The organism is Enterobacter sp. SLBN-59, assembly GCF_024807915.1.
In the GTDB taxonomy this organism is placed as follows: domain Bacteria; phylum Pseudomonadota; class Gammaproteobacteria; order Enterobacterales; family Enterobacteriaceae; genus Enterobacter; species Enterobacter asburiae_B.
The window spans coordinates 1,282,732-1,309,256 of sequence record NZ_JANUFI010000001.1; the positions used below are offsets into that span (position 1 = coordinate 1,282,732).

General features: G+C 56.8%; 26 protein-coding genes and 1 pseudogene. 11 read left to right on the forward strand and 16 right to left on the reverse strand.

Annotation, left to right across the window (positions count from 1 at the left end):
* The first annotated feature begins 188 nt into the window (after nucleotides 1–188).
* Entirely contained in the window at nucleotides 189–3,323 is a 3,135-nt protein-coding gene (gene rne, locus M2422_RS06075) for a ribonuclease E (RefSeq protein WP_064672278.1), read from the forward strand.
* Between the two features lie 41 nt (nucleotides 3,324–3,364).
* On the opposite strand, the pseudogene M2422_RS06080 reads toward rne, so the two are convergent.
* Nucleotides 3,365–4,302 (reverse strand): annotated as a pseudogene (locus tag M2422_RS06080) (LysR family transcriptional regulator).
* A 109-nt stretch (nucleotides 4,303–4,411) separates the two neighbouring features.
* Here M2422_RS06080 and M2422_RS06085 point away from each other — a divergent pair.
* Nucleotides 4,412–5,626 carry an MFS transporter gene (locus M2422_RS06085; protein WP_033145209.1) on the forward strand — a complete coding sequence of 405 codons (1,215 nt, stop codon included), beginning with the start codon at nucleotides 4,412–4,414 and terminating at the stop codon, nucleotides 5,624–5,626.
* A 75-nt stretch (nucleotides 5,627–5,701) separates the two neighbouring features.
* Here the strand turns inward: M2422_RS06085 and flgL are convergent, their stop codons facing one another.
* The 11 genes from flgL to flgB all read right to left on the reverse strand — a co-directional run bounded on the left by flgL (nucleotide 5,702) and on the right by flgB (nucleotide 15,598).
* On the reverse strand, nucleotides 5,702–6,655 hold the full coding sequence (gene flgL, locus M2422_RS06090) for a flagellar hook-associated protein FlgL (protein ID WP_033145208.1): 954 nt from the start codon (nucleotides 6,653–6,655) through the stop codon (nucleotides 5,702–5,704).
* 14 nt (nucleotides 6,656–6,669) lie between these two features.
* A complete protein-coding gene (gene flgK, locus M2422_RS06095; protein WP_064672276.1) occupies nucleotides 6,670–8,310 on the reverse strand; it encodes a flagellar hook-associated protein FlgK in 1,641 nt (546 codons plus the stop codon).
* Between the two features lie 75 nt (nucleotides 8,311–8,385).
* On the reverse strand, nucleotides 8,386–9,339 hold the full coding sequence (flgJ, locus tag M2422_RS06100; protein WP_023311141.1) for a flagellar assembly peptidoglycan hydrolase FlgJ: 954 nt from the start codon (nucleotides 9,337–9,339) through the stop codon (nucleotides 8,386–8,388).
* Complete coding sequence (locus tag M2422_RS06105) at nucleotides 9,339–10,436, reverse strand: flagellar basal body P-ring protein FlgI (RefSeq protein ID WP_029740346.1); 1,098 nt, start codon at nucleotides 10,434–10,436, stop codon at nucleotides 9,339–9,341. Before M2422_RS06105 ends, flgJ begins: the two co-directional genes overlap by 1 nt.
* A gap of 12 nt (nucleotides 10,437–10,448) precedes the next feature.
* The gene (gene flgH / locus M2422_RS06110) at nucleotides 10,449–11,147 is read right to left on the reverse strand and encodes a flagellar basal body L-ring protein FlgH (RefSeq protein WP_024909015.1); all 699 of its coding nucleotides are present in this window, start codon (nucleotides 11,145–11,147) and stop codon (nucleotides 10,449–10,451) included.
* Between the two features lie 57 nt (nucleotides 11,148–11,204).
* Nucleotides 11,205–11,987: a flagellar basal-body rod protein FlgG gene (flgG, locus tag M2422_RS06115; protein ID WP_008500810.1), complete on the reverse strand. Its 783-nt coding sequence runs from the start codon at nucleotides 11,985–11,987 to the stop codon at nucleotides 11,205–11,207.
* A gap of 11 nt (nucleotides 11,988–11,998) precedes the next feature.
* Nucleotides 11,999–12,754: a flagellar basal body rod protein FlgF gene (locus M2422_RS06120; protein WP_033145205.1), complete on the reverse strand. Its 756-nt coding sequence runs from the start codon at nucleotides 12,752–12,754 to the stop codon at nucleotides 11,999–12,001.
* Nucleotides 12,755–12,774: 20 nt separating this feature from the next.
* Entirely contained in the window at nucleotides 12,775–14,025 is a 1,251-nt protein-coding gene (gene flgE / locus M2422_RS06125; protein ID WP_064672275.1) for a flagellar hook protein FlgE, read from the reverse strand.
* Nucleotides 14,026–14,051: 26 nt separating this feature from the next.
* Nucleotides 14,052–14,762 carry a flagellar hook assembly protein FlgD gene (flgD, locus tag M2422_RS06130; protein WP_029740349.1) on the reverse strand — a complete coding sequence of 237 codons (711 nt, stop codon included), beginning with the start codon at nucleotides 14,760–14,762 and terminating at the stop codon, nucleotides 14,052–14,054.
* Nucleotides 14,763–14,773: 11 nt separating this feature from the next.
* Entirely contained in the window at nucleotides 14,774–15,178 is a 405-nt protein-coding gene (gene flgC / locus M2422_RS06135) for a flagellar basal body rod protein FlgC (protein WP_008500814.1), read from the reverse strand.
* 3 nt (nucleotides 15,179–15,181) lie between these two features.
* The gene (flgB, locus tag M2422_RS06140; protein ID WP_023311135.1) at nucleotides 15,182–15,598 is read right to left on the reverse strand and encodes a flagellar basal body rod protein FlgB; all 417 of its coding nucleotides are present in this window, start codon (nucleotides 15,596–15,598) and stop codon (nucleotides 15,182–15,184) included.
* Between the two features lie 157 nt (nucleotides 15,599–15,755).
* On the opposite strand from flgB, the gene flgA reads away from it, so the two are divergent.
* From flgA to flgN, 3 genes are all read left to right on the forward strand, one after another.
* Nucleotides 15,756–16,415: a flagellar basal body P-ring formation chaperone FlgA gene (flgA, locus tag M2422_RS06145; RefSeq protein ID WP_023311134.1), complete on the forward strand. Its 660-nt coding sequence runs from the start codon at nucleotides 15,756–15,758 to the stop codon at nucleotides 16,413–16,415.
* Between the two features lie 93 nt (nucleotides 16,416–16,508).
* Nucleotides 16,509–16,802 carry a flagellar biosynthesis anti-sigma factor FlgM gene (gene flgM / locus M2422_RS06150; protein ID WP_023311133.1) on the forward strand — a complete coding sequence of 98 codons (294 nt, stop codon included), beginning with the start codon at nucleotides 16,509–16,511 and terminating at the stop codon, nucleotides 16,800–16,802.
* 4 nt (nucleotides 16,803–16,806) lie between these two features.
* Nucleotides 16,807–17,232, forward strand: a complete 426-nt coding sequence (gene flgN, locus M2422_RS06155) for a flagella biosynthesis chaperone FlgN (protein ID WP_008500818.1) — start codon at nucleotides 16,807–16,809, stop codon at nucleotides 17,230–17,232.
* 59 nt (nucleotides 17,233–17,291) lie between these two features.
* Here flgN and murJ read toward each other — a convergent pair whose 3' ends face one another.
* The 4 genes from murJ to rimJ form a co-directional block, all read right to left on the reverse strand.
* A complete protein-coding gene (murJ, locus tag M2422_RS06160; protein ID WP_064672274.1) occupies nucleotides 17,292–18,827 on the reverse strand; it encodes a murein biosynthesis integral membrane protein MurJ in 1,536 nt (511 codons plus the stop codon).
* A gap of 129 nt (nucleotides 18,828–18,956) precedes the next feature.
* Nucleotides 18,957–19,880 (reverse strand): Gfo/Idh/MocA family protein, encoded by a 924-nt coding sequence (locus M2422_RS06165; protein ID WP_064672273.1) that lies wholly within the window; start codon nucleotides 19,878–19,880, stop codon nucleotides 18,957–18,959.
* A gap of 2 nt (nucleotides 19,881–19,882) precedes the next feature.
* Nucleotides 19,883–20,539, reverse strand: coding sequence for a YceH family protein (locus tag M2422_RS06170; RefSeq protein WP_033145200.1), 657 nt, complete (start codon nucleotides 20,537–20,539; stop codon nucleotides 19,883–19,885).
* A 9-nt stretch (nucleotides 20,540–20,548) separates the two neighbouring features.
* A complete protein-coding gene (gene rimJ, locus M2422_RS06175) occupies nucleotides 20,549–21,133 on the reverse strand; it encodes a ribosomal protein S5-alanine N-acetyltransferase (RefSeq protein ID WP_008500822.1) in 585 nt (194 codons plus the stop codon).
* A gap of 236 nt (nucleotides 21,134–21,369) precedes the next feature.
* On the opposite strand from rimJ, the gene mdtH reads away from it, so the two are divergent.
* The 6 genes from mdtH (at nucleotide 21,370) to solA (ending at nucleotide 26,519) form a co-directional block, all read left to right on the forward strand.
* A complete protein-coding gene (mdtH, locus tag M2422_RS06180; protein ID WP_064672272.1) occupies nucleotides 21,370–22,578 on the forward strand; it encodes a multidrug efflux MFS transporter MdtH in 1,209 nt (402 codons plus the stop codon).
* 123 nt (nucleotides 22,579–22,701) lie between these two features.
* Entirely contained in the window at nucleotides 22,702–23,262 is a 561-nt protein-coding gene (locus tag M2422_RS06185) for a lipoprotein (protein WP_023311126.1), read from the forward strand.
* 126 nt (nucleotides 23,263–23,388) lie between these two features.
* The gene (gene pyrC / locus M2422_RS06190; RefSeq protein WP_033145198.1) at nucleotides 23,389–24,435 is read left to right on the forward strand and encodes a dihydroorotase; all 1,047 of its coding nucleotides are present in this window, start codon (nucleotides 23,389–23,391) and stop codon (nucleotides 24,433–24,435) included.
* A 74-nt stretch (nucleotides 24,436–24,509) separates the two neighbouring features.
* Nucleotides 24,510–24,755: a DNA damage-inducible protein I gene (gene dinI, locus M2422_RS06195; RefSeq protein ID WP_008500826.1), complete on the forward strand. Its 246-nt coding sequence runs from the start codon at nucleotides 24,510–24,512 to the stop codon at nucleotides 24,753–24,755.
* A 274-nt stretch (nucleotides 24,756–25,029) separates the two neighbouring features.
* Nucleotides 25,030–25,284, forward strand: a complete 255-nt coding sequence (gene bssS / locus M2422_RS06200; RefSeq protein ID WP_008500827.1) for a biofilm formation regulator BssS — start codon at nucleotides 25,030–25,032, stop codon at nucleotides 25,282–25,284.
* 116 nt (nucleotides 25,285–25,400) lie between these two features.
* Nucleotides 25,401–26,519, forward strand: coding sequence for an N-methyl-L-tryptophan oxidase (solA, locus tag M2422_RS06205; protein ID WP_064672271.1), 1,119 nt, complete (start codon nucleotides 25,401–25,403; stop codon nucleotides 26,517–26,519).
* Nucleotides 26,520–26,525: the final 6 nt, after the last annotated feature.

Here is a 26,525-nt window from a genome sequence, read left to right on the forward strand (position 1 = left end):
GCAATTCCCCTGATAATTGCGCTGTGTTTCCGTATGAAATACAGGCAACCGACACTCTGCGCCTCTTAAGCGAGCGACAACCGTGAGGTTGGCGACGTGAACAGACACGAGGCCATCGGTTCATACCCCGGAAAGCGTCACCTTGCCCGCAGCTTTGTCGTCAATGTAAGAATAACGAGTAAGTTACGATGAAAAGAATGTTAATCAACGCAACTCAGCAAGAAGAGTTGCGTGTCGCCCTTGTGGATGGGCAGCGCCTGTACGATCTGGATATCGAAAGTCCTGGACACGAACAGAAAAAAGCGAACATTTACAAAGGTAAAATCACCCGCATTGAACCAAGCCTTGAAGCTGCATTTGTCGATTACGGTGCTGAGCGTCATGGTTTCCTCCCTCTGAAAGAAATCGCCCGCGAATATTTCCCCGCAAACTACAACGCCCATGGCCGCCCAAACATCAAAGATGTTCTGCGTGAAGGTCAGGAAGTTATCGTTCAGATTGATAAAGAAGAGCGTGGCAACAAAGGTGCCGCACTGACCACCTTTATCAGCCTGGCAGGGAGCTATCTGGTTCTGATGCCTAACAACCCGCGTGCGGGTGGCATCTCTCGCCGTATCGAAGGTGATGACCGTACCGAGCTGAAAGAAGCGCTGGCAAGCCTCGAACTGCCTGATGGCATGGGGCTTATCGTGCGTACCGCAGGCGTTGGCAAATCAGCCGAAGCGCTGCAGTGGGACCTGAGCTTCCGTCTGAAGCACTGGGAAGCCATTCAGAAAGCAGCCGAAAGCCGCCCCGCTCCGTTCCTGATCCACCAGGAAAGCAACGTTATTGTGCGTGCCTTCCGTGATTATCTGCGTCAGGACATCGGTGAGATTCTGATCGATAACCCGAAAGTGCTTGAGCTGGCACGCCAGCACATCGCCGCGCTGGGTCGTCCGGATTTCACCAGCAAAATTAAACTGTACACCGGTGAAATCCCGCTGTTCAGCCACTATCAGATCGAATCCCAGATTGAGTCCGCCTTCCAGCGTGAAGTGCGTCTTCCATCCGGCGGTTCTATCGTTATCGATACCACTGAAGCGCTGACCGCTATCGACATCAACTCCGCGCGTGCAACGCGCGGTGGCGATATCGAAGAGACTGCCTACAACACTAACCTCGAAGCCGCTGATGAAATCGCCCGCCAGCTCCGCCTGCGTGACCTGGGTGGTCTGATTGTTATCGACTTCATCGACATGACCCCGGTACGCCACCAGCGTGCGGTTGAAAACCGTCTGCGCGAAGCGGTGCGTCAGGACAGGGCGCGTATCCAGATTAGCCATATTTCACGCTTTGGCCTGCTGGAGATGTCCCGTCAGCGTCTGAGCCCGTCTCTCGGCGAGTCCAGCCATCACGTTTGTCCGCGCTGCTCCGGCACCGGTACCGTGCGTGATAACGAATCTCTGTCCCTCTCCATTCTGCGTCTGATTGAAGAAGAAGCGCTGAAAGAGAACACCAAAGAGGTTCACGCTATTGTGCCGGTGCCCGTTGCCTCTTACCTGCTTAACGAAAAACGTGCAGCGGTAAGTGCGATTGAAGCGCGTCAGGGTGGCGTTCGCTGCATCATCGTGCCAAACGATCAGATGCAGACCCCACACTATCACGTGCTGCGCGTGCGTAAGGGCGAAGAGACGACCACCCTCAGCTACCTGCTGCCGAAGCTGCATGAAGAAGAGATGTCCCTGCCTTCCGATGAAGAGCCAGCCGAGCGCAAACTGCCAGAGCAGCCTGCATTAGCGACCTTCATCATGCCTGAAGCACCACCGGAAGCAGCCCTGGAAAAACCTGCGGCCAAACCTGCAGCGCAGAAACCAGAAGCCGCGGTAGCGAAAGCTCAGCCGGCGCAACCGGGTCTGCTGAGCCGCTTCTTTGGCGCGCTGAAGAAGATGTTTGCTGAAGAAGAAGTTCAGCCAGAGCAGCCGAAAGAAGAGCCAAAAGCAGCCAAGCCAGAGCGTCAGCAGGATCGTCGCAAGCGTCAGAACAACCGCCGCGATCGTAACGACCGCAGCGATCGCAATGACCGCAGCGAGCGTCGTGACAACCGTGACAACCGCTCTGAGAATGGCGAAGGCCGTGAGCAACGCGAAGACAACCGCCGCAACCGTCGCGAGAAACAACAGCCGAATGTTGAAGATCGTGAAATTCGCCAGCAGGCGGGCGATGAGTCTGAGAAGAGCAAACAGCGTGACGACCAGCAGCCGCGCCGTGAACGCAGCCGTCGCCGTAACGACGAGAAGCGTCAGGCACAGCAGGAAGTCAAAAACCTGAACCGCGAAGAGCCTGTTGAACAGCAGGACGGCGAGCAGGAAGAACGTACTCAGGTTATGCCGCGTCGTAAGCAGCGCCAGCTTTCTCAGAAAGTTCGCTTCGCCTCTGAAGCAACCGAAGAGTCAGGCGCTATCGCGGTTGAAACCAGCGAGATCGCAACCGGTACACAAGTGGCAAAAGTTGACCTGCCAGCGGTCGTTGAAAACAACGTTGAGCAGGATGATAACGGTGAAAACCGTGATAACGCCGGTATGCCGCGCCGTTCACGTCGTTCTCCACGTCATCTGCGCGTCAGCGGCCAGCGCCGTCGTCGCTATCGTGACGAGCGTTACCCGACTCAGTCGCCAATGCCGCTGACTATTGCCTGTGCTTCGCCAGAAATGGCCTCCGGCAAAGTCTGGATCCGCTACCCGGTTGCTCGCCCGGAGCAGGTTGTTGAAGAACAGCCTGTAACCGAAGAGGTGATTGCACCAGCAGCCGCGGTAGAAGCTGTCGTGACTGAAGCGGCAACCGTGGTTGAACCTGAGGTTGTTGAACCTGAGGTTGTTGAAGCTGAAGCACCTCACGCAGTGGAAGTTGAAACCACCCATCCAGAAGTGATTGCCGCGCCGGTTGATGCCGCACCGCAGCTTATCGCCGAAGAAGATGCCGTGGTGGCTGAGGAAGTGGCTGAAGAGGCTGAACCTGTAGCCGCAGTGGAAGACACCGCTGAAACCCTGGTTGAAACCACCACTGAAGAAGTCGTTCAGGACGTTGAGATTCAGGTTGAAACGGTTGTCGAAGAAGCGAAAGCGCCAGAGGTGAAACCTGAGCCGGTTGTTTCTGCACCAGCCGCAGCCCACGTGGCGACAGCACCAATGACGCGCGCCCCGGCGCCGGATTACGTGCCGGAAGCCCCGCGTCACAGCGACTGGGTACGCCCGGCATTCAGCTTCGACGGTAAAGGCGCTGCAGGCGGCCACAGTGCAACGCATCAGGCAACTGCACCGGCAACGCGTCCGCAGTCTTTCGAATAACGACGCTGAAAGTAAAAAGCCGACCTTATGGTCGGCTTTTTTTATGGCTGCTGCACGGGCTTTCTCATCCCGGTGACCTCCGGCATGACCTGGCGCATCAACTCCAGAAAACGCCGCAAGCGTGCCGGATAATAGCGGGACCAGGGGTAAACCAGATGCACCGGTAACGCCGCTGGCTGCCACTCTGGCAGCAAATGCACCAGCCGACCTTCCCGAATATCATCCTGTACCGTCCAGCTGGATACCACCGCCACGCCAAGGCCGGTGAGCGCCGTGTTACGTGCGACATACAGGCTGTCGGTGCTCAGCCGTGGCGTAATAGCAATCCGCGCGGTGGCGGGTGATGCATCGTGAAAAAGCTCCACATGGCGCTGGTAGAATGAGCTGATCGCTATCCAGGGAAACTGCTGCAAATCCTCCGGCGTGGTAACTGTCGGGAAACGGGCCAGCAGCGCCGGTGAAGCCACTACCGAGCGCGGCACTTCGGCCAGCAGCACGGACACGGTCGCCGGATCGACTTCCACGCCCACCCGAATCGCACAGTCAAGGTTGTCGCCGAGGAAGTCCGCTGACCGATCGTTGAGCATCCACTCAATCGAAAGCTGGGGATAGCGTTGCAAAAACTCGGTTACGGGTTTCAGAAGCTGATCCTGACCAAACGCGTGCGGAGCGCGCACCCGCAGCACGCCTACCGGCTCATCTTCCGTCTGCCCCACCTCATCTTCCAGCGCCAGCCAGCTGTCAATCACCCGACGGGCGTGCTGATAGCAGCGCTCGCCGTCATCCGTCAGCCGCGTCGTGTGGTGGTGCGCAATATCAGGCGCACGCCCAGCATGGTCTCCAGCGACTGTAACCGTCTGCTTACCGTGGCCTGGGTAGTGGCCAGCTGCCGCGCCGCCGCTGAGAGGGAGCCCGCCTCCACAATGCGAACAAACGTCCGCATTAGCTCCACCCTGTCTATACGCTCAGCTCTTTTCATCGCATTTTCACTTATACGTTCAACGTATAAGCGTTTTACCACCGGGCCCGCTACCGTCGCAAGGCGTACTGATAAAAAATAGCCTCACACGACGAATGAGGAACATCTTATGAACACAACAACCGCCGCCCATGCCGTGAGCCGCTGGGTAATCTTAATGCTGGCGATCGGTGCAGGTTTCAGCGTGGCATCTATCTATTATGCCCAGCCTCTGCTGCCGCTGATGGGCGCAGACCTTCATCTGAGTATCGAAGGAATGGGCATGGTTCCGACGCTCACCCAGGCGGGATATGCCCTGGGGATCCTGTTCCTGCTCCCGCTCGGCGATCGCCACGACCGCAGGACGTTAATCCTGATAAAAAGTGCGGCGCTGGCGCTGTTTCTTCTCGGCTGTAGCCTGACCGGGCAGATCCACTCTCTGCTGCTGGCCAGCCTGCTCATCGGCATGGCCGCCACCATGGCACAGGATATCGTCCCTGCCGCGGCCATCCTTGCGCCGGAAGGTAAACAGGGGAAAACCGTGGGTACGGTAATGACCGGGCTGCTGATGGGTATCTTATTATCCAGAACCGTGAGCGGCGTGGTGGGCGAAGCGTTTGGCTGGCGCGTCATGTACCAGCTGGCAGCGGCGAGCATTGCGTTCGTCGGGGTGATGATGTGGTTTGTGCTTCCCCGTTTTGCCATTCACTCCACGCTGAGCTACCCCGCGCTGATGCGCTCAATGGAGCATCTGTGGCGTCGCTATCCGGCGCTGCGCCGTGCGGCGCTGGCTCAGGGCTTCCTGTCGATTGCCTTCAGCGCCTTCTGGTCTACGCTTGCGGTCATGCTGCTGGAACGCTATCACCTGGGTAGCGCTGTAGCGGGAGGATTTGGTATTGCAGGTGCCGCCGGTGCGTTAGCTGCCCCGCTGGCAGGGGGTCTGGCAGACAAACTGGGCGCAGGAAAAGTCACGCAGATTGGTGCCGTTCTTGTGACCGTCTCATTCGCCCTGATGTTCCTGATGCCCGCGCTGGGCGTTCATGGACAGCTGATTCTGATCGCCATCTCCGCCGTCGGGTTCGACCTGGGTCTGCAGTCCAGCCTGGTCGCTCACCAGAACCTGGTATACAGTCTTGAACCGCAGGCGCGCGGTCGTCTCAACGCCCTGCTCTTTACGGTGGTCTTTATCGGGATGGCGCTGGGTTCCGCGTTAGGCAGCAATATCTACTCGCTGGCCGGCTGGACGGGCGTGGTCGCGCTGGCGACGGTCTGTGGCGTCATTGCGCTGGCAATCCGTCTGATAGAAAGCGCACGAGTCACCTCCGCATCAGCAGAAGTTGCATAAAAAAAATGCCCAATCCAGACGGATTGGGCAGTAAAACATGCCCAGTTTCAAGACATGTTCCAAGAGGTCAAGATGTTATTTGTTCAGCTGGAACAGAGACATGCCCTGCATATCGCTAAACGCTTTATAAGACGCCTGCAAGGCCGCCTGCTGCATGGTGTAAGAGGAAATCGCTTCGTTCCAGTCAACATCCACCAGGTCACTCATCTGCTTGGTCTGACCCAGCGCGCGGTCATCACCCAGCGTGTCGAGTTTTTCCAGCTCGTTCATCTTGGTTCCCACATCCGCAACGACCGTCAGGACATTGTTCTGGGAGTTTTTGATGCCGATTTGCGCATTGGCAATCACCTGGCTTTGCGCCGTTGCGGCAGCCGGATCGTTCTCAATCGGTGTCTTCAGCGAGGCAATAGCAGAATCCAGGATTTTGAACATGTTGGTCTGGCCATATCCACCGCCCGGCAGCTGTTCCGCATTACTGGTAATGCTTTCGAAAATTTGCTGGCCGGTATGGCTGATGGTCATATTTCGCGCCGTATCAACCTGCTGCGTGATGGCCTCAGCGCCGCCGTTGTAATCCCCGGTCGCGGCATCAAACGGTGCGCTCTCGGTTTTGTATCCCGCAAAGATAAAACGACCATTACCATCCGTCGTGTTGGCCAGGTTCATCAGCTGATCGCGGATCCCCTGAATATCGGTTGCCAGAGAAAGACGGTCGTCATCGCTTAATGTGCCGTTCGACGCATAAACGAGCTTCTCGCGCACGCTTGAGATCGCGGTGTTGACCTGGGTTAACACGTTATCTTCCAGCGAGACCTTCTGCGTTGCAAAGGTACGCGCGAGCGCAAACTGGCTGTTTTGCGACTGAGACTGTGACAGAACGATGGCCTGCGACGCGGCGATAGGATCGTCCGAAGGACGATTGACGCGCTTGCCGGTGGACATCTGCTCACCGTAGCTCAGCCATCTGCTCTGGGAATCGGTGATCCCACGCATGTTCTGCTCGTACATCATCTGGGTGCTAATACGCATTGTTCACCTCAACCTTAACGAATGTTGATAATTGCATCGAAGAGCGTACTGGCAGTTTGTAGCACCTGGGCATTGGCCAGGTAATACTGCTGATAACGCTGCAAATTGCCATACTCTTCGTCGAGGTTTACCCCAGAGATGGTCTGCTGCTGCTTGATTAACTGCGTTTCCACGTTGGCTTTCGTCTGGCTGCTCACCTTCAGTGACGCCGTTGAGCTACCGACGGTACTGACGAGAGAGGCGTACGCATCGTTGAAGGTTTTGTTCCCCCCCACCACTTTGCCGTTTTGCAGATCGAGCAGTTTCTGGCCGTTACGGTTGTCACTTTCGCCGCCGTTCTGCACAGATGCCATCGCCAGTTTGGACTCGTCGCTGATCGCGAGATCCATGTTCATGATGACGTTGGAAACAGGCTTCACGGTAAAGCTGTCTTTGGTATTTGCCGTGCCGCTCACGTTGACGTTAAGGCCATCAAACGACAGATTGCCGCTGGCATCCGGGCTCATCGTAAAGCTGGTTTTGTCTGACGTGCGGGTGACCGTCCAGTCAGTGCCGTTAAACTGCAGCTTATAGTCTGTCGCCTGGACCTGTTTGCTGTCCGCCACAGAAGCCGTAACAACGGCAGAGCCGCCGTTCTTGCTGTTGGACAGGACCGCCGGAGAACCGAAGTTGAACAGCTTACCGCCCGCATCACCGTTCGCATCAAAACCGGCTTCATGCTGCGTGTTCATCGCATCGGCAAAGGCCAGCGCCATCTGGTTCAGGGTGTTACGCGCTTTATCCAGATCTTCCGTGCGGAAGGTCAGTAAACCGCCCAAAGAACCGGTGGTGATAAATTTCTCGGGGATCTCAATATTACCCGCCACGTCATCGACGTAGGCGATAGTCGTACGAGCGGGATCGGCGCTAGACTTCACGGCCGCCAGCTGGCTGGCTTTGCTGCCCTGCACCAGGCTGTAACCGTTGCCGAGAGAGATGTTAAACGTACCGCTATCCTGCACGGAGACTTCCACGCCCACGATTTTGTTCAGCTCATTGACGAGCTGATCGCGCTGGTCGAGCAGATCGTTAGGCGATGCGCCCGCACCGACGCCGGTCAGACGGGAAATCTGATCGTTCAGGTTCGCAATCTGTTTGGCATAGTTGTTGATCTGAGACACGCTGGTCCCAATCGCGGTATTGACCTGCGTATCCTGGTCACGCAGATACTGATCGTTGGTTTTGAACTGATTGACCAGACCGCCCGCTTTACCCAGCACAGTCTGACGTGCTGCCGGGTCTTCCGCGTTGCTCACCAGGGTTTGCAGGCTTTTGAAGAAGTCCTGCAGGGTGGTGGAAAGCGAGTTGGTGGTATCGGAGAGCACATCGTCAATCTTTGACATCTGCTGATAGCGCGTCGTCAGACCGCTGCTCTGCGTCTGCGCGGCGCGCAGCTGGTTGGTGATGAAGGCGTCATACTCACGCTGGACACCGGAGACATAAACCCCGTTACCTACCCAGCCACCGCCGGTCAGCGTGCTGTTAGATGCACCCAGCACCGTGGTCTGGCGGGTGTAACCTGCCACGTTATAGCTTGAAATATTATTACTGACGGTATTGAGTGCCGACTGCGCGGCACTGAGGCCACTCATGGCGCTGTTAATCAAACTGGACATGGGGGTTCCTTTTATACGTTCAGACACGAGTCCTGATGAAGGTTATCGGCAACCTCCACCGGGACTTGAGAACTTTCAGAACAGATTTTCAATATCTGTGCTATAGGCTTTGCTGACCTTCTCGCCCATGGATTTCAGCTGCTGGATCATGCTGGTGAGCTTGCGCGCATAGTTCGGGTCGGTCGCGTAGCCCGCGTTTTGTAAGGCCTGAGCGCCCTGCTCCGCCGTCGCCGCCTGCGTAACGGCGGTATAACGCGGATTGCGGCTCAGCAGGCCAACGTAGTCGGACAATGCTTCCAGATAGGAGCTGTAGACGCGGAATTTTGCTTTGACCTTCACCGCCGCACCGTTCTCGTATTCGGTGGTCGTGATCTCCGTTGTTGGCCCCTTCCAGCTGGAGGTGGCCTTCACGCCGAAGATGTTGAAGCTCGGATCGCCGTTTTCCTTGCGGATCTGACGCTGGCCCCAGCCCGACTCCAGCGCGGCCTGCGCCAGAATCAGGTGATGCGGCACGCCGCTCTGTTCGCTGGCAAGGCGCGCGGGCAGAGAAAGCTGCGCCAGGAAGTCTTTGCTGTCACCGGAGAGCGGCTCATCGCCGCTGCCCGTGGCTTTTGGCATCGCTTTACGCACCATTTGCGTCAGAGCCTGGTTCTGATAACTGGTCACCGTTTCCAGGTCGAATTTCATCGGCACCTGCTGCGTCTGTTCCTGAGGCTGAATGCCCTGCGCGGCTTCGGTCTGTTTCACAATCATGTCAGCCAGACCGAGGCCTTTACCGGCGGTCATCTGCTGCGCAATCTGCTGGTCATACATGCTGGTGTAGAGACGCGTTGAATCACTGCTGAACATCCCGTCTTTCGGCAGGGTTTCACGCATGCTTTTCAGCATCATCTGTACAAACATCCCTTCCACCTGGCGGGCGACCGGGCGGATATTCGCCGCCGGGTCTTTGCCTGCTTTGGTTTTCAGTTCGTTGAGCGACTGGGCGTCCCAGGCTGCACTGGTCAACAGTTTGCTATCGGTCAGCATTAGATGATTTCCAGTTTGGCGCGCAGGCAGCCCGCGCTTTGCATGGATTGCAGAATGGACATCAGATCCATCGGCGTTGCGCCCAGGGCGTTCAGGGCGCGCACCACGCTGTTCAGGTTGGCGCTGGAGCGAACGCTCTGCAGCGACCCGCCGCTCTGACGCATATCAATCTGCGTTTGCGGCGTCACCACCGTCTGACCGCCACCAAATGGCGTATTCGGCTGGCTCACGTTCGCGGAACGGTTTACCGTCACGGAAAGGTTACCCTGCGCCACGGCACAGCTGTCCAGCGACACTTCCCGGTTCATCACCACCGAGCCGGTACGGGAGTTGATGATCACTTTCGCATCCTGGACCGGAACGTTCACTTCCATATTCTGGATATCCGCCAGCATGCGCACCTGGTTGCTGCTGCCGGTGGAGGTGCGGATCTGCACGGTGCGCGCGTCGAGTGCCGTTGCGTTACCGTAGCCGCGGCTGCGGTTGATGGTATCGGCAATTTGCTGCGCCATGGTGAAGTCTTCATTATTAAGCTGCAGGTTGATGGTGTTGCCCGCGCCAAACTGGGTCGGCAGTTCACGCTCAATGATCGCACCGTTGGTGATACGTCCACCGTTCAGCTGGTTCACCTGCACGCTGCTTCCGCCTGCGGATGCCCCCGCACCGCCAACCAGAATGTTCCCCTGCGCCAGCGCATAGACCTGGCTGTCAACGCCTTTCAGCGGAGTCATCAGCAGCGTACCGCCGCGCAGGCTTTTGGCGTTACCCATTGAGGAGACCACCACATCAATGGTCTGCCCCTGACGCGCAAACGCCGGGTAGGACGCAGTGACCATTACCGCGGCCACGTTTTTCAGCTGCATGTTGGTTCCCGCCGGCACGGTAATGCCGAGCTGGGAAAGCATGTTGTTCAGGCTTTGGGTGGTGAACGGCGTCTGGGTCGTCTGGTCACCGGTACCATCCAGACCGACCACCAGGCCGTAGCCAATCAGGGAGTTTTCACGAACGCCCTGAACGCTGGTGAGGTCGCGAATACGGTCAGCCTGGGCAAATGTTGCCACCAGCGCGAGCGCCACGGCGAAGATCGATTTAAACATGGGTCACCTCGCTTACATCGGCGATAAATTAAGGAAGAAGCGCTGCAGCCAACCCATATTTTGCGCTTCATTGATATAGCCGTTACCGACGTACTCAATGCGCGCATCCGCCACCTGGGTGGACGGAACGGTGTTGGTGCCGCTGATGGTGCGAGGGTTAACCACGCCCGAGAAGCGAATGAATTCAGTGCCCTGGTTGATGGCGATCTGTTTTTCACCCACAACGTGCAAGTTGCCGTTAACCAGTACCTGGTCAACCGTGACCGTCAGCGTACCGCTGAAGGTGTTGCTGGCGTTCGCGCCGCCTTTGCCGTTAAAGGTATTACCGCCGGACGCGTTCACATCAGCACGCGCGTTGCCGAACAGCCCTTCGAGATAGCGTGGCACGGTATCGAAGCCAAAATTGGTTTTGCCATCGCGGCTGGCGTTCGCCGACGAGCTCTTGCTCGCGCTGACGTTTTCCTGCAGCACAATGGTCAATGTATCGCCGACGTTACGCGGGCGGCGATCTTCAAACAGCGGCTGATAGCCGTAATTAATCGGCTGCGCGGTCTGGAAAATGGAGCCGTTTACCACTGGCGCGGGGCCAGGAACGGGTTGGGCAGTCGTCGCACCCTGGACCAATGGTTTAGACGGGATCAAAGCACACCCGCTGAGGGTGACAGCCAGAACAGTCAGTATCGGATAACGAAACGCCGCGTTTTTTTGCATTGCCTTCATCTTCGAAAACAGGGAGCCGGTGCGGCGTTTACCGCACCGGGCTACACCTTAGAGTTGCGTCAGTTTCTGCAGCATCTGGTCGGTCGTCGACACTGCTTTACTGTTAATTTCATACGCGCGCTGGACCTGGATCATATTCACCAGCTCTTCCGCCACGTTCACGTTGGACGTTTCAACATAACCCTGGTACAGCAGGCCCGCGCCGTTCAGGCCCGGGGTGCTCTCATTCGGCGTACCGGAGGATTGCGTTTCGGTGTAGAGGTTCTCACCAATGCTTTCCAGACCGGTATCGTTCATGAAGGTGGTCAGGTTGAGCTGCCCGACCTGAACCGGCGCGGCCTGTCCCTGCTGGGTCACGCTGACCACACCGTCACGTCCGATGGTGATGCTCAGGGCATTCGCCGGGATAGTAATCGCAGGCTGAACCTGGAAACCGCCCGCCGTCACCAGCTGGCCGTTCTGATCGACCTGGAACGAACCGTCGCGGGTATAGGCAGAGGTCCCGTCAGGCAGCTGCACCTGGAAGAAGCCCTGGCCTTTGATTGCCACGTCTTTACTGTTGTTGGTCTGAGACAGGTTGCCCTGGCTGTGCAGACGCTCGGTGGCCACCGGACGAACACCGGTACCGATCTGCAGACCCGACGGCAGCGTCGTCTGTTCAGAAGACTGCGCGCCCGGCTGACGGATAGTTTGATAAAGCAAATCTTCGAAAACGGCACGCTGACGCTTGAAACCATTGGTGCTCACGTTTGCCAGGTTGTTGGCAATCACGTCCATATTGGTTTGCTGGGCGTCCAGGCCAGTTTTCGCGATCCATAAAGAACTGATCATAAGGAGTCCTGTTAACTCATAGCCAGAAGTTGGTTAGCCTTGCCCGCGTTTTCATCCACGCTGCTGATGATCTTCATCTGCATTTCAAAACGACGGGCGCTGGCAATCATGTCGGTCATGGCTTCGACCGGCTTGACGTTGCTGCCTTCCAGAACGCCGGACATCACGCGGATGCTCGGATCGGCCTGTAACGTGGCACCACGCGTCGCCTGCGCCGCCTGGGTCAGACGGAACATGCCGTCGTCGCCGCGCTGCACGTCTTTGGCTTCCGCTTTCACCAGCTTCAGACGTCCGACGGGCGCAACGGTATTGGCCGGGTCGCCCGGGTTCAGCGCCGAAATGGTACCGTCCGCGGCGATAGTCAGCTCAGAGCCTTCCGGCACGGTCAGCGGACCCGCTTCCCCCATTACCGGATGACCCTGAATCGTCAGCTGGCCCGTCGCGCTCACCTGGATATTGCCGTTACGGGTATAGCCTTCGCTGCCGTCGGCCGTTTGCACCGCCAGCCAGCCGTCCTGCTGCAGGGCAACGTCCAGCGGGCGCGAGGTGTAGTCCATCTGCCCAGGCGTCATATCTGCGCCAGGGGTTGATGCCGTCACCAGCGTACGGGTCGGCAGGGAAAGCCCTTCAACCGGCACCGCGCGCAGCGCATTAAGCTGCGCACGAAAGCCTGGCGTAGAGGCGTTTGCCAGGTTGCTGGCGGTAACGGCCTGCTGATTGAGCGTCTGACTTGCCGCGCCCATCGCGGTATATATTGCGTGATCCATTGCGCTTTCCTGTTAGCCGCTTAACGCAGGTTAACCAGCGTGTTGAGGATCTGGTCCTGGGTTTTGATGGTCTGCGCGTTCGACTGATAGTTACGCTGCGCGACGATCATGTTCACCAGTTCTTTACTCATATCCACGTTGGAAGCTTCCAGCGCGCCGTTGGTCAGCTTGCCGAAGTTACCGGTGCCTGCGGTACCCAGCAGCGCCACGCCGGAGGACTGAGTGGCAGACCAGACGTTGTCGCCTTCCGATTTCAGGCCTTCGTTGTTCGCGAAGTTTGCCAGCACGATCTGGCCCAGAACCTGAGACTGTTCGTTAGAGTAGCTGCCCACCACGGTGCCATCGTCGTTGATCTGGTAGCTCACCAGGTCGCCAGGCTTGTAGCCGTTCTGATTGGTTGCCACAACGCTGTTTGCACCGGTGTTCTGCTGCATGGAGTTCAGGAAGCTCAGGGAGAAGGTCGCCGCCGTCGCACCGCTGACAGAACCCGTGGTGATGTTAATGGCCGGCGTGGCGTTTGGCGTTGCGCTCAGTACACCCGCAGCGTCGTAGTTGTAGACACCCGCCAGGTTACCGTTCGCATCAAAGTTCATCTGCGCCGCTTTTGCTGCTGTAGAACCCGCAACGCTGCCGTCCTGAGTGTAAAGATCCCATTTATTGTTGGCCGTCTTCACGTAGTAGACGTACATGTTGTGGGCGTTACCCTGGCTGTCAAATACGGTCACGGTCCCTTTTTTGTTATAGGTATCCGGGTTGGTCGCATCGAACGGGGCAGTTTGAACGGGATCGGTTGAGTTCAGGTTGATCTGCTGCGTCGCGGTGGTGGTTGATTTCGCCGCCATCAGGGTATTCGGGATAGTAATCGCCTGAGGGTTTGCACCGGTCTGAACGGTTGGAGGCGTTCCAGCTACCGGGTAGCCCGTCAGCTGCATGCCCTGCATGTTAACCAGCGTACGGTTTTCGTCCAGCTTGAACTGGCCGTTACGGCTGTAGAACACAGAACCGTTGGAATCGACCATACGGAAGAAACCGTTCTGGCTGATAGCAACGTCCAGACCACGACCAGTGTTGGTGGTGGTACCGTCGGTAAAGTCCTGAGTGATGCCCGCAACTTTCACGCCCAGGCCGACTTTGGAACCGGCAAACATGTCCGCAAATGAAGCAGAACCGGATTTAAAACCATAGGTCGCGGAGTTGGCGATGTTGTTGCCAATGACGTCCAGGTTGGTGGCCGCAGCATTCAGGCCGCTGACCGCTTGAGAAAAGGCCATGACTTACTCCTGATAAGTGTTAAGGCTTAGATAATCTGCCGAACTTCGTCGAGTGTGGTGGAACCAGAGGTTCCCAAATCCAGTTTGTTGCCGTCGCTTCCTTTAATCACGCCCTGGACCAGCGCGAACTGCAGCGGCTGCGCCACCAGCTGGGTCGTCCCGTTGCTGGCGCTGATCGCTACTTTGTAAGAACCGTTTGGTGCTTTAGTGCCGTCGGTCAGGCTGCCATCCCACGTAAAGGTGTGAACGCCCGCCTTCAGCTCACCGATATCAATGGTGCGAACCACCACGTTATTGGCATCCATGATCGTTGCAGTGACCTTCTCAGCCGCCTGCTGGAGCTCAACGCCAAACGGCGTGGTGGTCGTTGTGGTGTTGCCTTCAGTGGTGCTGGTGCCCGCCAGAATCGTGGTTCCCGGGATCATCACCCCGTGGCCAATCAGGCTTGCCGCCTGCAGAGACTGGGCACTGTTGATCTGCCCGGAGACGGAGCCGAGGGTGGTGTTGAGTTTCTCAATGCCGCTCACGGTGCTGATCTGCGCAAGCTGCGTGGTCAGTTCGTTGTTCTGCATTGGGTTGGTGGGATCCTGGTTCTTAAGCTGCGCCACCAGCAGCGTCAGAAAGCTGCCCTGAAGATCGGAGGCATTGCTCCCGGTGAGGGAGTTAGAACCCGTCGTACTCTTGGTGTTATTAACACCCGAGTTCGTAGGATCATTCACATTTACGGCGATGGACATGCATGTCTCCTTTACTGGCCGAGAGTGAGCGTTTTGAGCATCATGCTCTTCACGGTATTCAGCACTTCAACGTTGGCCTGGTAGCTGCGGGAAGCCGACATGGAGTTCACCATCTCACCCACCACATCCACGTTTGGCATTTTCACGTATCCGCTGGCATCCGCGAGCGGGTTACCCGGCTCATACACCAGCCTGTCCGGCGCCTGGCTCTCTACCACATCAGACACCTTCACGCCGCCCGTCGCCGCGCCCGGCGCAGCATCGACCTGAAAGACAACCTGTTTGGCGCGATAAGGCTGGCCGTCTGGTCCGGTTACGCTGTCGGCGTTCGCCAGGTTACTGGCAGCCACGTTCAGGCGTTTGGACTGCGCGGTTAACGCCGAACCGGCAATATCAAAAATATTCAACAAGGCCATCTATCAGTTCCCCCCCTGCAGGACGTTCATCATGCCTTTGATTTGTCCGCCGAGTACGGTCAGGCCCGTCTGGTATTTCAGACTGTTATCGGCAAACTGGGTACGCTCCCGGTCCATATCCACGGTGTTACCGTCGAGTGAGGGCTGATCGGGAATGCGGTAAAGTAAATCGGTCGCTGGCGCGGTCATCGCCTGAGCAGGAATATGGCGAGAGGATGTCATGGCAAGTGCAACACCCGTTCCTTCGGCACGTCCACGCTCCATCACCTTTTTGAGTTCACTGGAAAAATCAATATCGCGCGCCTGAAACCCTGGGGTATCGGCGTTAGCGATGTTGGCGGCTAAAATCTCCTGCCGCTGGGCGCGTAAATTGAGCGCTTCCTGCTGAAAACGTAACGCGGCGTCGAGTTTATCGAGCATGTCTCCTCCGCTGATGGCAAAATTTCAGTTCACAGCTTAAATCTCACCCGGTCTCCCCTATCGACGGAATAAACGCAAAATGCGTCGCTATTTATTGCGTTGATGCAAAACCACTGCAGGTAGAATTCATTCAACTCTGGAAACGGTGGAACTTGCGATGCAAACGTTAAAACGTGGCCTGGTGGCAACTTTCTTGCTCTTTAGCCCTCTGGTGCAGGCTGAAGGCTTACAGGATCGGCTGACGGCTTTTTTTGCTGAAAAGCTGGCGGGCTTTAGCGATGAGGTTAACGTTACCGTGCGCACCCCACCGAATCTGTACCCGACCTGTGACCAACCGTCATTCAGCGTGACGGGAACCACCCGGCTGTGGGGAAATGTGAACGTGCTGGCACGCTGCGCGAACGAAAAACGCTATTTACAGGTTGCAGTTCAGGCGACGGGCAATTATGTTGTCGCCGCCGTGCCCATTGCGCGCGGCAGCGTGCTGCAGACGAACAGCGTGACGTTAAAACGCGGCCGTCTGGACCAGCTGCCTCCACGCACCATGCTGGAAATGAACCAGGCACAGGACGCCGTCAGCCTGCGCGATGTCGCACCCGGCCAGCCGATACAGCTCTCAATGCTGCGTCAGTCATGGCGGGTAAAAGCGGGTCAACAGGTGATGGTGGTGGCCAACGGAGATGGCTTTAGCATCAACAGTGAAGGGAAAGCGTTAAACAATGCCGCGGTGGCGCAAAACGCCCGCGTCAGAATGTCCTCAGGCCAGGTGGTGAGCGGAACCGTCGATTCTGATGGGAATATTCTGATTAACCTATAATCTTTTTAAAGATTTCGCGGCGCGTGCCGATAAATATTCCACTAATGATGATGTCAGGCGCAAACGCCGCGAACCCTCGATGAGGACAACACTATGAGCATTGATCGTACATCAGCCCTGAAGCCGGTAAGCGCTGTACAACCTCGCGAAACGAATGACGCTCCTGCGCAGAAAACGCGTCTGGAAAAACCGTCAACGTCCAACAGCACCAGCGTGACCCTGAGCGACGCACAGGCAAAACTGATGCAGCCAGGCAGCAACGATATCAATATGGAACGTGTTGAAGCGCTGAAAACGGCTATTCGTAACGGTGAGCTGAAAATGGACACCAGCAAAATCGCTGACGCCCTGATTCAGGAAGCACAGAGTTTCTTACAGAGTAACTAACCGTATGAGTCGACTGTCAGAAATACTGGATCAAATGACGGTTGTTCTTAACGACCTGAAAACGGTAATGGACGCTGAACAGCAGCATCTCTCTTCCGGTCACATCAACGGCAGCGCGCTGCAGCGTATTACTGAAGATAAGAGTTCGCTACTGGCGACGCTGGATTATCTGGAGCAGCAGCGCCGCGCTGAGCAGGATCCTAAGCGTAGCGCCAATGACGATATTATTGAGCGCTGGCAAACCATTACCGAAAAAACCCAGCACCTGCGCGACCTTAACCAGCACAACGGCTGGCTACTGGAAGGTCAGATTGAGCGTAATCAGCAGGCGCTTGAGGTATTGAAACCGCATAAAGAAACCGGACTGTACGGTGCGGATGGTCAAACAGCGACTGCACGTATTGCGGGAGTTAAAAAGATTTCGATTTGACGCCTGTGCGACAAATCATGCAGCGGGGAGCACCATAAGGTGAACTCCCCTTTTGGCGTTTATGCCGTACGGCGGGCAAACTCTTTCACTTTGAACCCCAGCACCGCGAGCGTGGCAAAGTAAGCCACCACCCCGACGCCTACCACGGCCATCAGCCGCATCAGACGATAAGGCATGGTGCCCAGGGACCACTCCGGCATCACGTACATCATGCCGAACAGCGCGGCTGACATCACCAGTACCGCAACGATCAGACGTACCAGGAAACTTCCCCACCCCGGCTGCGGCGTGAAAATATCCTGCTTGCGCAGCTGCCAGTACAACAGCCCGGCATTCAGACAGGCCGCCAGACCAATAGACAGCGACAGGCCGGCATGCTTCAGCGGACCAATAAACGCCAGGTTCATCAGCTGGGTCATAATCAGCGTCACGATGGCAATTTTCACCGGCGTTTTGATGTCCTGACGCGAGTAGAACCCGGGCGCCAGCACCTTGACGACGATCAGCCCCATCAAGCCGACCGAGTAGGCAATCAGCGCGCGCTGGGTCATGGCGGCATCAAAGGCGGTGAATTTCCCGTACTGGAAGAGCGACACCGTCAGCGGTTTGGCCAGAATACCCAGCGCTACCGCGCTTGGCAGGGCCAGCAGGAAGCAGAGACGTAAACCCCAGTCCATCAGGCGGCAATATTCATCATGGTTTCCGCTGGCAAAACTTTTCGACAGCGACGGCAGCAGGATGGTCCCCAGCGCCACGCCCAGCACCCCGGACGGGAACTCCATCAGACGGTCGGCGTAGTACATCCAGGAAACCGAGCCGGACACGAGGAAAGAGGCAAAGATGGTGTTGATGATAAGCGAGATCTGACTGACGGAGACGCCGAGAATAGCGGGCCCCATCTGCTTGATCACGCGCATCGCCCCGGCATCTTTGAGATTGATGCGCGGCAGCACCAGCATGCCGATTTTTTTCAGATGCGGCAGCTGATACGCCAGCTGCAGCACGCCGCCGACGGTGACCGCCCAGGCCAGCGCCAGCACCGGCGGGTTAAAGTGCGGCGCGGCGAACAGGGCAAAACCGATCATGCTGACGTTGAGAAACGTCGGCGCAAACGCCGGAACAGAGAAGCGGTTCCAGGTGTTCAGGATCGCCCCCACCAGCGAGGCCAGCGAGATGAGCAGAATATAGGGGAAAGTAATGCGCAGCAGCTGCGAGGTCAGCGCAAATTTGTCAGCCGTATCGGCAAAACCGGGCGCGGTCACCATAATCACCCAGGGCGCGGCCAGCATCCCGAGTACGGTCACCACCGCCAAAGCCAGCGTCAGCAGCCCGGAGACATAAGAAACAAAGACGCGCGTCGCGTCTTCACCCTGCTTGCTTTTATATTCCGCCAGAATGGGCACGAATGCCTGGGAAAACGCCCCTTCAGCAAAAATACGACGCAGCAGGTTCGGCAATTTGAACGCGACGAAAAAGGCGTCCGTGGCCATCCCTGCACCAAATACCCTTGCCACAATGGCGTCGCGCGCAAAACCCAGCACGCGGGAAAACATGGTCATCGAGCTGACGGCCGCCAGCGATTTTAATAAGTTCATTAACGTGAATTTCCAGAACCATACGGATTTGTAGGCCGAGTCAGCGTAAGCGCCACCCGGCAAAGCCAACAAGCGGCGCTTAGTCTAACCGGATTTCAACGAATTACTATCCGCAGATGTTACAGCGAGTTATTCGCTCATGGCATCGCGCCAGAGCCTTTCCACAATGCGCTGCGCCAGAATGGCCTGCTCGCCGGACGTTTCAGGAACCGTCTGATTTTGCACGCAGGTGATAAAGTGGCGGGCGCATCCTGCGAAACCGCGCTGCTCGAGGGTGCTCTGCCAGCCTGGCGCCGGGAGCGTCACCACGCCGTTGCCCTTCTCTTCCCGCCACTCGCGCATGTCCGTAATGTCGTACAGCGCGCCCTCGGTCACTGCCTGCACGGATTCACGCTGACTTCCCGCCCGACGGTGCATGCTGGTGGTAATCTGAAGATGCTCAACGGCGAAGTGGTGTTCCGCGTAGACCATCTGCCCCTGGTCATTCGTTAACAGGGTACCGCTCTTCAGCTGCGCATGGCCGTTGCTCAGCCACAGCGCCGTATCCACAACGTGCAGATAATCATCCAGAAGGGTGAAGCGCAGATCGTTTGGCCCAATGCTGTCGGTGCGGTGTTTATCCATCCGCAGCGAGGCGAGCGTGTCCGACTGCGCCTTCAGCTGCTGGTAAAGCGGCGCAAAGCGGCGGTTGAAGCCCACCATCAGCGTCAGTTTTTTGCGCGCGGCCAGCTCAATCAGCCGTTCGGCATCCTGAACATTTTCCGCCAGCGGCTTATCCACGCAGACGTGAACCCCCGCATTGAGCAGCTCGCTTACCACCTGATAGTGGGTTGCCGTTGAGGTATGCACAAAAACAGCATCACACTCGCGGGCCAGATCCTGCAGAGAGGCAGCATACGGAATGCGCCAGGTTTCGCAGATACGTTCTGCCTTTTCTCGGGTGGGTGACCATGCCCCTTGCAGGGTCCAGTCCGTTGCTGCACCTAAAACAGGCAGCCAGGCTTTTTGCGCGATGCCGCCGAGCCCCACCACGCCTACGCGTAATTTTTTCACCGTCAGTCTCCCAGATGTGCCAGCAACGCATCCAGGCGCTGTTTCAGCCCGGCGACCTCGTCTTCCAGCGCTTCTACGCGCGCGGCAAGAGTGTCATTGCTTGCTGAGGATCCCGCGTCGCTCTCCACGGTAGCGGTAGCGACATCGACGTCGCCGCTGAACAGATGCATATAGCGGCTTTCACGTTTGCCCGGCTCGCGCGCCAGACGCACCACGTATGGGCCATCTTCACGTGAGGCCAGCCCTTCCAGGGTCTGCTCAACTTCCTGCATATCGCTGAACTCATGCATACGGGAAGCGCGCGTGCGCAACTCTCCCGGCGTCTGCGCCCCGCGCAGCAACAGCGTGGTGATGACCGCCACTTCCGCACTGCTCAGCTTCAGGTCGCCGAATTCGGAGTTACAGAAGCGCTGTTCGTATTTGGTCACGCGGTTGCCGAAGCCGCTGACGGTGCGCAGGTAGTGGCGTTTTACCAGCGCATCCAGCACGTCCTGAACCTCATGCTCGCTGAGGTTCATCACCGGCTCGCGGTTGGTCTTCTGGTTGCAGGCCATGGTCACGGCGTTGACGGAGAGCGGATACTGCTCCGGCGTGGTAACCTGTTTTTCGAGTAAGCACCCAATCACGCGCGCTTCTGTACCGTTTAGCTGATACTTCATCTTTTCTCCTTAACGACCTGCGGTCCAGTCCCGGGTGGTTAACGCCGTCAGAACGTGGTCGCGCCACTCTCCGTCTATCAGCAGATAGTCTTTGGCGTAACCCTCTTTCTCGAACCCTAAGCGGGCCAGCAAATTGCCGCTGCGCTGATTATGCGGCATATAGTTCGCCATAATGCGATGGATATGCTGCGTGCGTTGCATATAGCGGATCGCCACCGTTAACGCCTCGTACATCAGCCCCTGCCCCTGCCATTTCTGGCCGATGGAGTAGCCAAGGTAGCAGGCGTGAAACGACCCGCGCACCACGTTTGAAAAGTTGGCGATCCCGATAATCTCTTTTTCTTCAGGATCCAGCAGCGCGAAATAAAACGCGCTGCCCTGCTTGTGAAATTCCGTAATCATGCTGAGGCGCGCCTGCCAGCCGGAAGGGTAACAATGGCTCTCATCCCGAACGGGTTCCCAGGGTTTTAAAAACTGGCGATTCTCGGCGTAATAATCCGCCAGACGCCAGGCATCACGCTCATGCACCAGACGAACGACCAGCCGGTCCGTTGTCAGACGCACTTTTGGCACATTGCTGCGATAGCCAAACATCGATACCACTCCTTCCCGTCACTTCTGCTGACCCATTAGCTTTACTATACCTGCGCCTGTGCCGTCTGTGAAAACAGTGACATACCATTTTCACCTCTTTTCACATTTTTCGATGAGAACTCTCTATCAAAGCACCCTTTTGATAAAAAAATATTGTCACCCCCGGGGGTGGGAAAAAACGCGGCGACACCGCAGAATGTTAGCGTGCTCACCTTCTTATTTTCCCTGGAGGGAAAATGTCCCGCGTATCACAGGCCAGGAGCCTGGGTAAATATTTCCTGCTCGTCGATAACATGCTGGTCGTGCTCGGCTTTTTTGTCGTTTTTCCGCTGATATCGATCCGCTTTGTCGATCAGATGGGCTGGGCGGCATTAATGGTTGGCATTGCCCTGGGGCTACGCCAGTTTGTCCAGCAGGGCCTGGGCGTCTTTGGCGGGGCCATTGCCGACCGCTTCGGCGCTAAACCGATGATCGTTACCGGTATGCTGCTGCGCGCGGCAGGCTTTGCCACGATGGCGGTCGCCCAGGAGCCCTGGCTGCTCTGGTTCTCCTGTTTCCTCTCCGGTATCGGCGGCACGCTGTTCGATCCGCCACGCACCGCGCTAGTGGTAAAGCTTATTCGCCCCCAGCACCGCGGCCGTTTCTTCTCGATTCTGATGATGCAGGACAGTGCAGGGGCGGTTATCGGCGCCCTGCTGGGAAGCTGGCTGCTGCAGTATGACTTCCGTCTGGTCTGCGCCGCTGGGGCGGTGCTCTTTATTCTGTGCGCGCTGTTCAATGGCCTGTTCCTGCCCGCCTGGAAACTGTCGACGGTCAAAGCGCCGGTCCGGGAAGGGCTTGACCGCGTCCTGCGCGACAGGCGTTTTGTCACCTATGTGTTGACCCTGACGGGCTACTACATGCTGGCTGTGCAGGTCATGCTGATGCTGCCGATCATGGTTAACGACATCGCGGGGACCCCTGCAGCCGTTAAATGGATGTACGCCATCGAAGCCTGCCTGTCGTTAACGCTGCTTTATCCGATTGCCCGCTGGAGCGAACGGCGTTTTCGTCTGGAGCATCGCCTGATGGCCGGTCTGTTCCTGATGACGCTGAGCATGATGCCGATCGGCCTGGTGAACTCTCTCCAGCAGCTGTTTACGCTGATTTGCACGTTCTATATTGGCTCGATCATCGCCGAACCTGCCCGTGAAACGCTGAGCGCCTCGCTTGCGGATGCGCGTGCGCGCGGCAGCTATATGGGGTTCAGCCGGCTGGGGCTGGCGCTTGGCGGCGCATTAGGTTACGCGGGTGGCGGCTGGTTGTTTGATGCCGGCAAAGCGTTTAACCAGCCCGAACTCCCGTGGATGATGCTCGGCGCGGTGGGTTTTATGACGCTCCTTGCTCTGTGGTGGCAGTTCAGCCCGAAACGCAGCGCGAGCGGTATGCTCGAGCCTGGCGCGTAGCCTTTCCCTCGGGCGGGAGCCCCTCCCGCCCCACTTCTCAGTTTTTTCTGCTGGTTTCTGCCAATTCACACTGACATACTGGCGCAACAGGACAGAAGCGCCGATTTTTCGTTGAGGAACACTATGAAGAAAATTGTCTTTGCCGCGGCATTAGTAGTCAGCGGCCTGCTGGTTGGCTGTAACCAGCTCACGCAATATACCGTCAGTGAACAGGAAATTAATCAGGCGCTGGAAAAACATAACAATTTCTCTAAAGACATTGGCGTGCCGGGACTGGCGGACGCGCATATCGTCCTGACGAACCTGACCAGCCAGATCGGACGTGAAGAGCCAAACAAAGTCACCCTGGCCGGTGATGCGGATCTCGATATGTCATCCCTCTTTGGCAATCAGAAGGCCAACATCAAGCTCAAGCTGAAGGCCCTGCCCGTTTTCAACAAAGAGAAAGGGGCAATTTTCCTGCAGGAGATGGAAGTCGTCGATGCGCAGGTGTCGCCGGACAAGATGGCACCGGTTCTGCAAACCCTGATGCCCTATCTGAACCAGTCGCTGCGAAATTACTTCAACCAGCAGCCCGCGTACGTCTTAAGCGAAGACAAAAGCAAGGGTGAAGCTCTGGCGAAAAAATATGCAAAAGGCATAGAGGTGAAACCGGGTGAAATCATCATTCCTTTCACCGATTAACCTGAAGGGCGCTGCGGCGCCCTTTTTTTTACGGAAAAGTGTGCAAACGAAAACGTTTCCGCTTATGATTTGTGTCCGGCAAAAACAGCCATCCTTATGACTGATTCCTGACAAGCCGGAGCTTCCATGACTGCACAACCCCAGGTTCTCAAAATCCGCCGCCCTGACGACTGGCATATCCATCTGCGTGATGGCGATATGCTGAAAACCGTCGTGCCTTATACCAGCGAAATTTATGGCCGCGCGATTGTCATGCCTAACCTGGTTCCACCAGTCACCACCGTCGATGCCGCGATGGCCTATCGCCAGCGCATCCTGGATGCCGTTCCTGCGGGACACGATTTTACCCCGTTGATGACCTGCTATCTTACCGACTCGCTGGATCCGAACGAAGTGGAGCGCGGGTTTAACGAAGGCGTATTTACGGCGGCGAAACTCTACCCGGCAAATGCCACCACCAACTCCAGCCACGGCGTCACCAGCATTGATGCCATCATGCCGGTTCTGGAACGCATGCAGAAACTGGGCATGCCGCTGCTGGTCCATGGTGAAGTCACGCATGCCGAGATTGACATCTTCGACCGTGAAGCCCGTTTTATCGAGACAGTGATGGAGCCTCTGCGCCAGCGCCTGCCCGCGCTTAAAGTGGTCTTTGAACATATCACCACCAAAGACGCGGCAGAGTATGTGCGCGACGGCAACGATCTTATCGCCGCGACCATTACGCCACAGCACCTGATGTTTAACCGTAACCACATGCTGGTGGGCGGGGTGCGTCCTCACCTGTACTGTCTGCCTATTCTCAAGCGCAACATCCACCAGCAGGCGCTGCGCGAGCTGGTCGCCAGCGGGTTCTCCCGCGCGTTCCTCGGCACCGATTCCGCACCTCACGCCCGCCACCGCAAAGAGGCGAGCTGCGGCTGTGCGGGCTGCTTCAACGCCCCAACGGCACTGGCCAGCTACGCGACCGTCTTTGAAGAGATGAACGCGCTCGAACATTTTGAAGCGTTCTGCTCCCTTAACGGCCCGCGCTTCTACGGCCTGCCGGTCAACGACACCTTTATCGAACTGGAGCGTAAAGCGAGCCACGTTGAGGAGTCCATTGCGCTGACGGATGACACGCTGATCCCATTCCTGGCGGGCGAAACCGTTAACTGGACGGTAAAACGTTAAAAAATCAATGCCCCTTGTTGTCAAACCGATAATATACCTGTATAAATAAACAGTATATTACACAGGGGGCATTTATGCGTATTGAAGTCACCATAGCCAAAACAACCGTTCTGCCTGCCGGCGCGCTTGATGCACTGGCAGGCGAATTATCCCGCCGTATTAACAACACCTTTCCCGACAACGCGGGTGCCGTAACGGTGCGTTACGCCGCGGCGAACAACCTCTCCGTCATTGGTGCTGCGAAAGAAGATAAAGATCGCATCAGCGAAATCCTGCAGGAAACGTGGGAAAGCGCAGACGACTGGTTTATCACAGATTAACACTGCTCCCTCATTGTGTTTTTTTGCCGGGTCGCCCCGGCTTTTTTTTGTCTAAAAATCCTGCAAGTTCAAATTAATTCGGCATCTTCTTTAAAAATCGTGAACGAGATGGTGTTTTATTGTTCGAACAATCCTAAAAAGCAGAAAAATGTGTTGCCACCTGTTTATTTTTCCCGTTGGAACCCTTATTACTTGGTATACTGAAGATGCTTTCAGAAAAACATGCATTGAACCTCAGAGCCGTTGTCTTCTAACACGCATTAAGGGGGTTATAATGGAAAAGAATAGTGAAGTGATCCAGACCCATCCACTGGTTGGCTGGGATATCAGTACCGTAGATAGCTACGATGCGCTGATGCTGCGTTTGCACTACCAGACCCCGAATCAACTCAACCGTGAAGAAGCGGAAGTTGGACAGACGCTGTGGCTAACAACAGACGTCGCCCGTCAGTTTATTTCTATTTTAGAGGCAGGTATTGCAAAAATAGAATCTGGCGACTATCAGGAAAATGAGTATAAACGGCACTAAGCTTATGCCCACTTTTCTCTCTACAGGCACCCACGCGGTGCCTTATTTATTTCTCCCTTGTCTAACCCCGCGTTGTTAATTACTCTGCTAACAAAACATCAGTTTATGAGATGCATATGAGATACGACTTAATCATTATTGGTAGCGGCTCCGTGGGTTCCGCTGCCGGTTATTACGCAACACAGGCAGGTCTAAAGGTCCTGATGATCGATGCCCACCTTCCTCCTCATTCTGAGGGCAGCCATCATGGCGATACCCGTCTCATGCGCCATGCGTATGGAGAAGGCGAGCGCTATGTGCCGCTGGTGCTTCGCGCCCAGACGCTGTGGGATGAACTGGCGACACAGACCGAAGAGCGTATTTTCGAGCGTACCGGCGTCATCAACCTTGGCCCTGCTCATTCTGATTTTCTCGCCGGCGTCGAGCGCAGCGCAAAAGCCTTTAATCTGGATGTTGAGAAGCTGGACGCAACGGGCATTACCGCGCGCTGGCCTGAAATTACCGTCCCGGACGATTACATCGGCCTCTTTGAAGCCCACTCCGGCGTGCTGCATTGTGAAACGGCAATCAAAACCTGGATCGATCTTGCCGCTAAGGCCGGCTGTGCGCAGCTGTTTAACTGTCCGGTGGAGGCCATCACCCATGACGAGAATGGCGTCACGGTAACGACTTTTGACGGCGACTATTCAGCGTCCCGCCTGCTCGTCAGCGCCGGAACCTGGGTCACTCGCCTGCTGCCGGAACTGCCAATCCAGCCGGTGCGGAAGGTCTTCTCCTGGTTCCAGTCGGATGGTCGCTACAGCGCGCAGAATAAATTCCCGGCCTTCACCGGCGAATTGCCGAATGGCGATCAGTTCTACGGTTTCCCTTCCGAGAAAGACGCGCTGAAAATCGGTAAACACAACGGTGGCCAGGCGATCGCCTCCCCTGAAGAGCGTAAGCCTTTTGGCGCCTATCCACAGGATGGTTCGGAAGCCTTCTCGTTCCTGCGTACTATCCTTCCGGGCGTCGGTGGCTTGCTGTATGGCGCGGCCTGTACCTACGACAACACGCCGGATGAAGACTTCATCATTGATACCCTGCCAGGGCATGACAACGTCCTGCTGATTACCGGGCTGAGCGGTCACGGCTTTAAATTCGCTTCCGTGCTGGGCGAGATCGCCGCGCAGTTCGCCCAGGGTATCAAACCGCAGTTTGATCTGACGCCCTTCTCGCTCTCGCGTTTTAACGGATAATCCGCA

What these genes read in the sequence shown, in the direction of transcription:
- flgL (WP_033145208.1), bottom strand. Translation starts at nt 6,655, where the DNA reads ATGCGTATTAGCACCCAGATGATGTACGAGCAGAACATGCGTGGGATC.
- M2422_RS06170 (WP_033145200.1), bottom strand. Translation starts at nt 20,539, where the DNA reads ATGAAGTATCAGCTAAACGGTACAGAAGCGCGCGTGATTGGGTGCTTA.
- M2422_RS06085 (WP_033145209.1), top strand. Translation starts at nt 4,412, where the DNA reads ATGAACACAACAACCGCCGCCCATGCCGTGAGCCGCTGGGTAATCTTA.
- flgN (WP_008500818.1), top strand. Translation starts at nt 16,807, where the DNA reads ATGAGTCGACTGTCAGAAATACTGGATCAAATGACGGTTGTTCTTAAC.
- mdtH (WP_064672272.1), top strand. Translation starts at nt 21,370, where the DNA reads ATGTCCCGCGTATCACAGGCCAGGAGCCTGGGTAAATATTTCCTGCTC.
- bssS (WP_008500827.1), top strand. Translation starts at nt 25,030, where the DNA reads ATGGAAAAGAATAGTGAAGTGATCCAGACCCATCCACTGGTTGGCTGG.
- M2422_RS06120 (WP_033145205.1), bottom strand. Translation starts at nt 12,754, where the DNA reads ATGGATCACGCAATATATACCGCGATGGGCGCGGCAAGTCAGACGCTC.
- M2422_RS06185 (WP_023311126.1), top strand. Translation starts at nt 22,702, where the DNA reads ATGAAGAAAATTGTCTTTGCCGCGGCATTAGTAGTCAGCGGCCTGCTG.
- murJ (WP_064672274.1), bottom strand. Translation starts at nt 18,827, where the DNA reads ATGAACTTATTAAAATCGCTGGCGGCCGTCAGCTCGATGACCATGTTT.
- flgA (WP_023311134.1), top strand. Translation starts at nt 15,756, where the DNA reads ATGCAAACGTTAAAACGTGGCCTGGTGGCAACTTTCTTGCTCTTTAGC.
- flgB (WP_023311135.1), bottom strand. Translation starts at nt 15,598, where the DNA reads ATGCTCGATAAACTCGACGCCGCGTTACGTTTTCAGCAGGAAGCGCTC.
- flgE (WP_064672275.1), bottom strand. Translation starts at nt 14,025, where the DNA reads ATGGCCTTTTCTCAAGCGGTCAGCGGCCTGAATGCTGCGGCCACCAAC.
- rimJ (WP_008500822.1), bottom strand. Translation starts at nt 21,133, where the DNA reads ATGTTTGGCTATCGCAGCAATGTGCCAAAAGTGCGTCTGACAACGGAC.
- flgM (WP_023311133.1), top strand. Translation starts at nt 16,509, where the DNA reads ATGAGCATTGATCGTACATCAGCCCTGAAGCCGGTAAGCGCTGTACAA.
- flgG (WP_008500810.1), bottom strand. Translation starts at nt 11,987, where the DNA reads ATGATCAGTTCTTTATGGATCGCGAAAACTGGCCTGGACGCCCAGCAA.
- flgD (WP_029740349.1), bottom strand. Translation starts at nt 14,762, where the DNA reads ATGTCCATCGCCGTAAATGTGAATGATCCTACGAACTCGGGTGTTAAT.
- M2422_RS06105 (WP_029740346.1), bottom strand. Translation starts at nt 10,436, where the DNA reads ATGTTTAAATCGATCTTCGCCGTGGCGCTCGCGCTGGTGGCAACATTT.
- rne (WP_064672278.1), top strand. Translation starts at nt 189, where the DNA reads ATGAAAAGAATGTTAATCAACGCAACTCAGCAAGAAGAGTTGCGTGTC.
- flgH (WP_024909015.1), bottom strand. Translation starts at nt 11,147, where the DNA reads ATGCAAAAAAACGCGGCGTTTCGTTATCCGATACTGACTGTTCTGGCT.
- flgK (WP_064672276.1), bottom strand. Translation starts at nt 8,310, where the DNA reads ATGTCCAGTTTGATTAACAGCGCCATGAGTGGCCTCAGTGCCGCGCAG.
- flgC (WP_008500814.1), bottom strand. Translation starts at nt 15,178, where the DNA reads ATGGCCTTGTTGAATATTTTTGATATTGCCGGTTCGGCGTTAACCGCG.
- solA (WP_064672271.1), top strand. Translation starts at nt 25,401, where the DNA reads ATGAGATACGACTTAATCATTATTGGTAGCGGCTCCGTGGGTTCCGCT.
- flgJ (WP_023311141.1), bottom strand. Translation starts at nt 9,339, where the DNA reads ATGCTGACCGATAGCAAACTGTTGACCAGTGCAGCCTGGGACGCCCAG.
- pyrC (WP_033145198.1), top strand. Translation starts at nt 23,389, where the DNA reads ATGACTGCACAACCCCAGGTTCTCAAAATCCGCCGCCCTGACGACTGG.
- dinI (WP_008500826.1), top strand. Translation starts at nt 24,510, where the DNA reads ATGCGTATTGAAGTCACCATAGCCAAAACAACCGTTCTGCCTGCCGGC.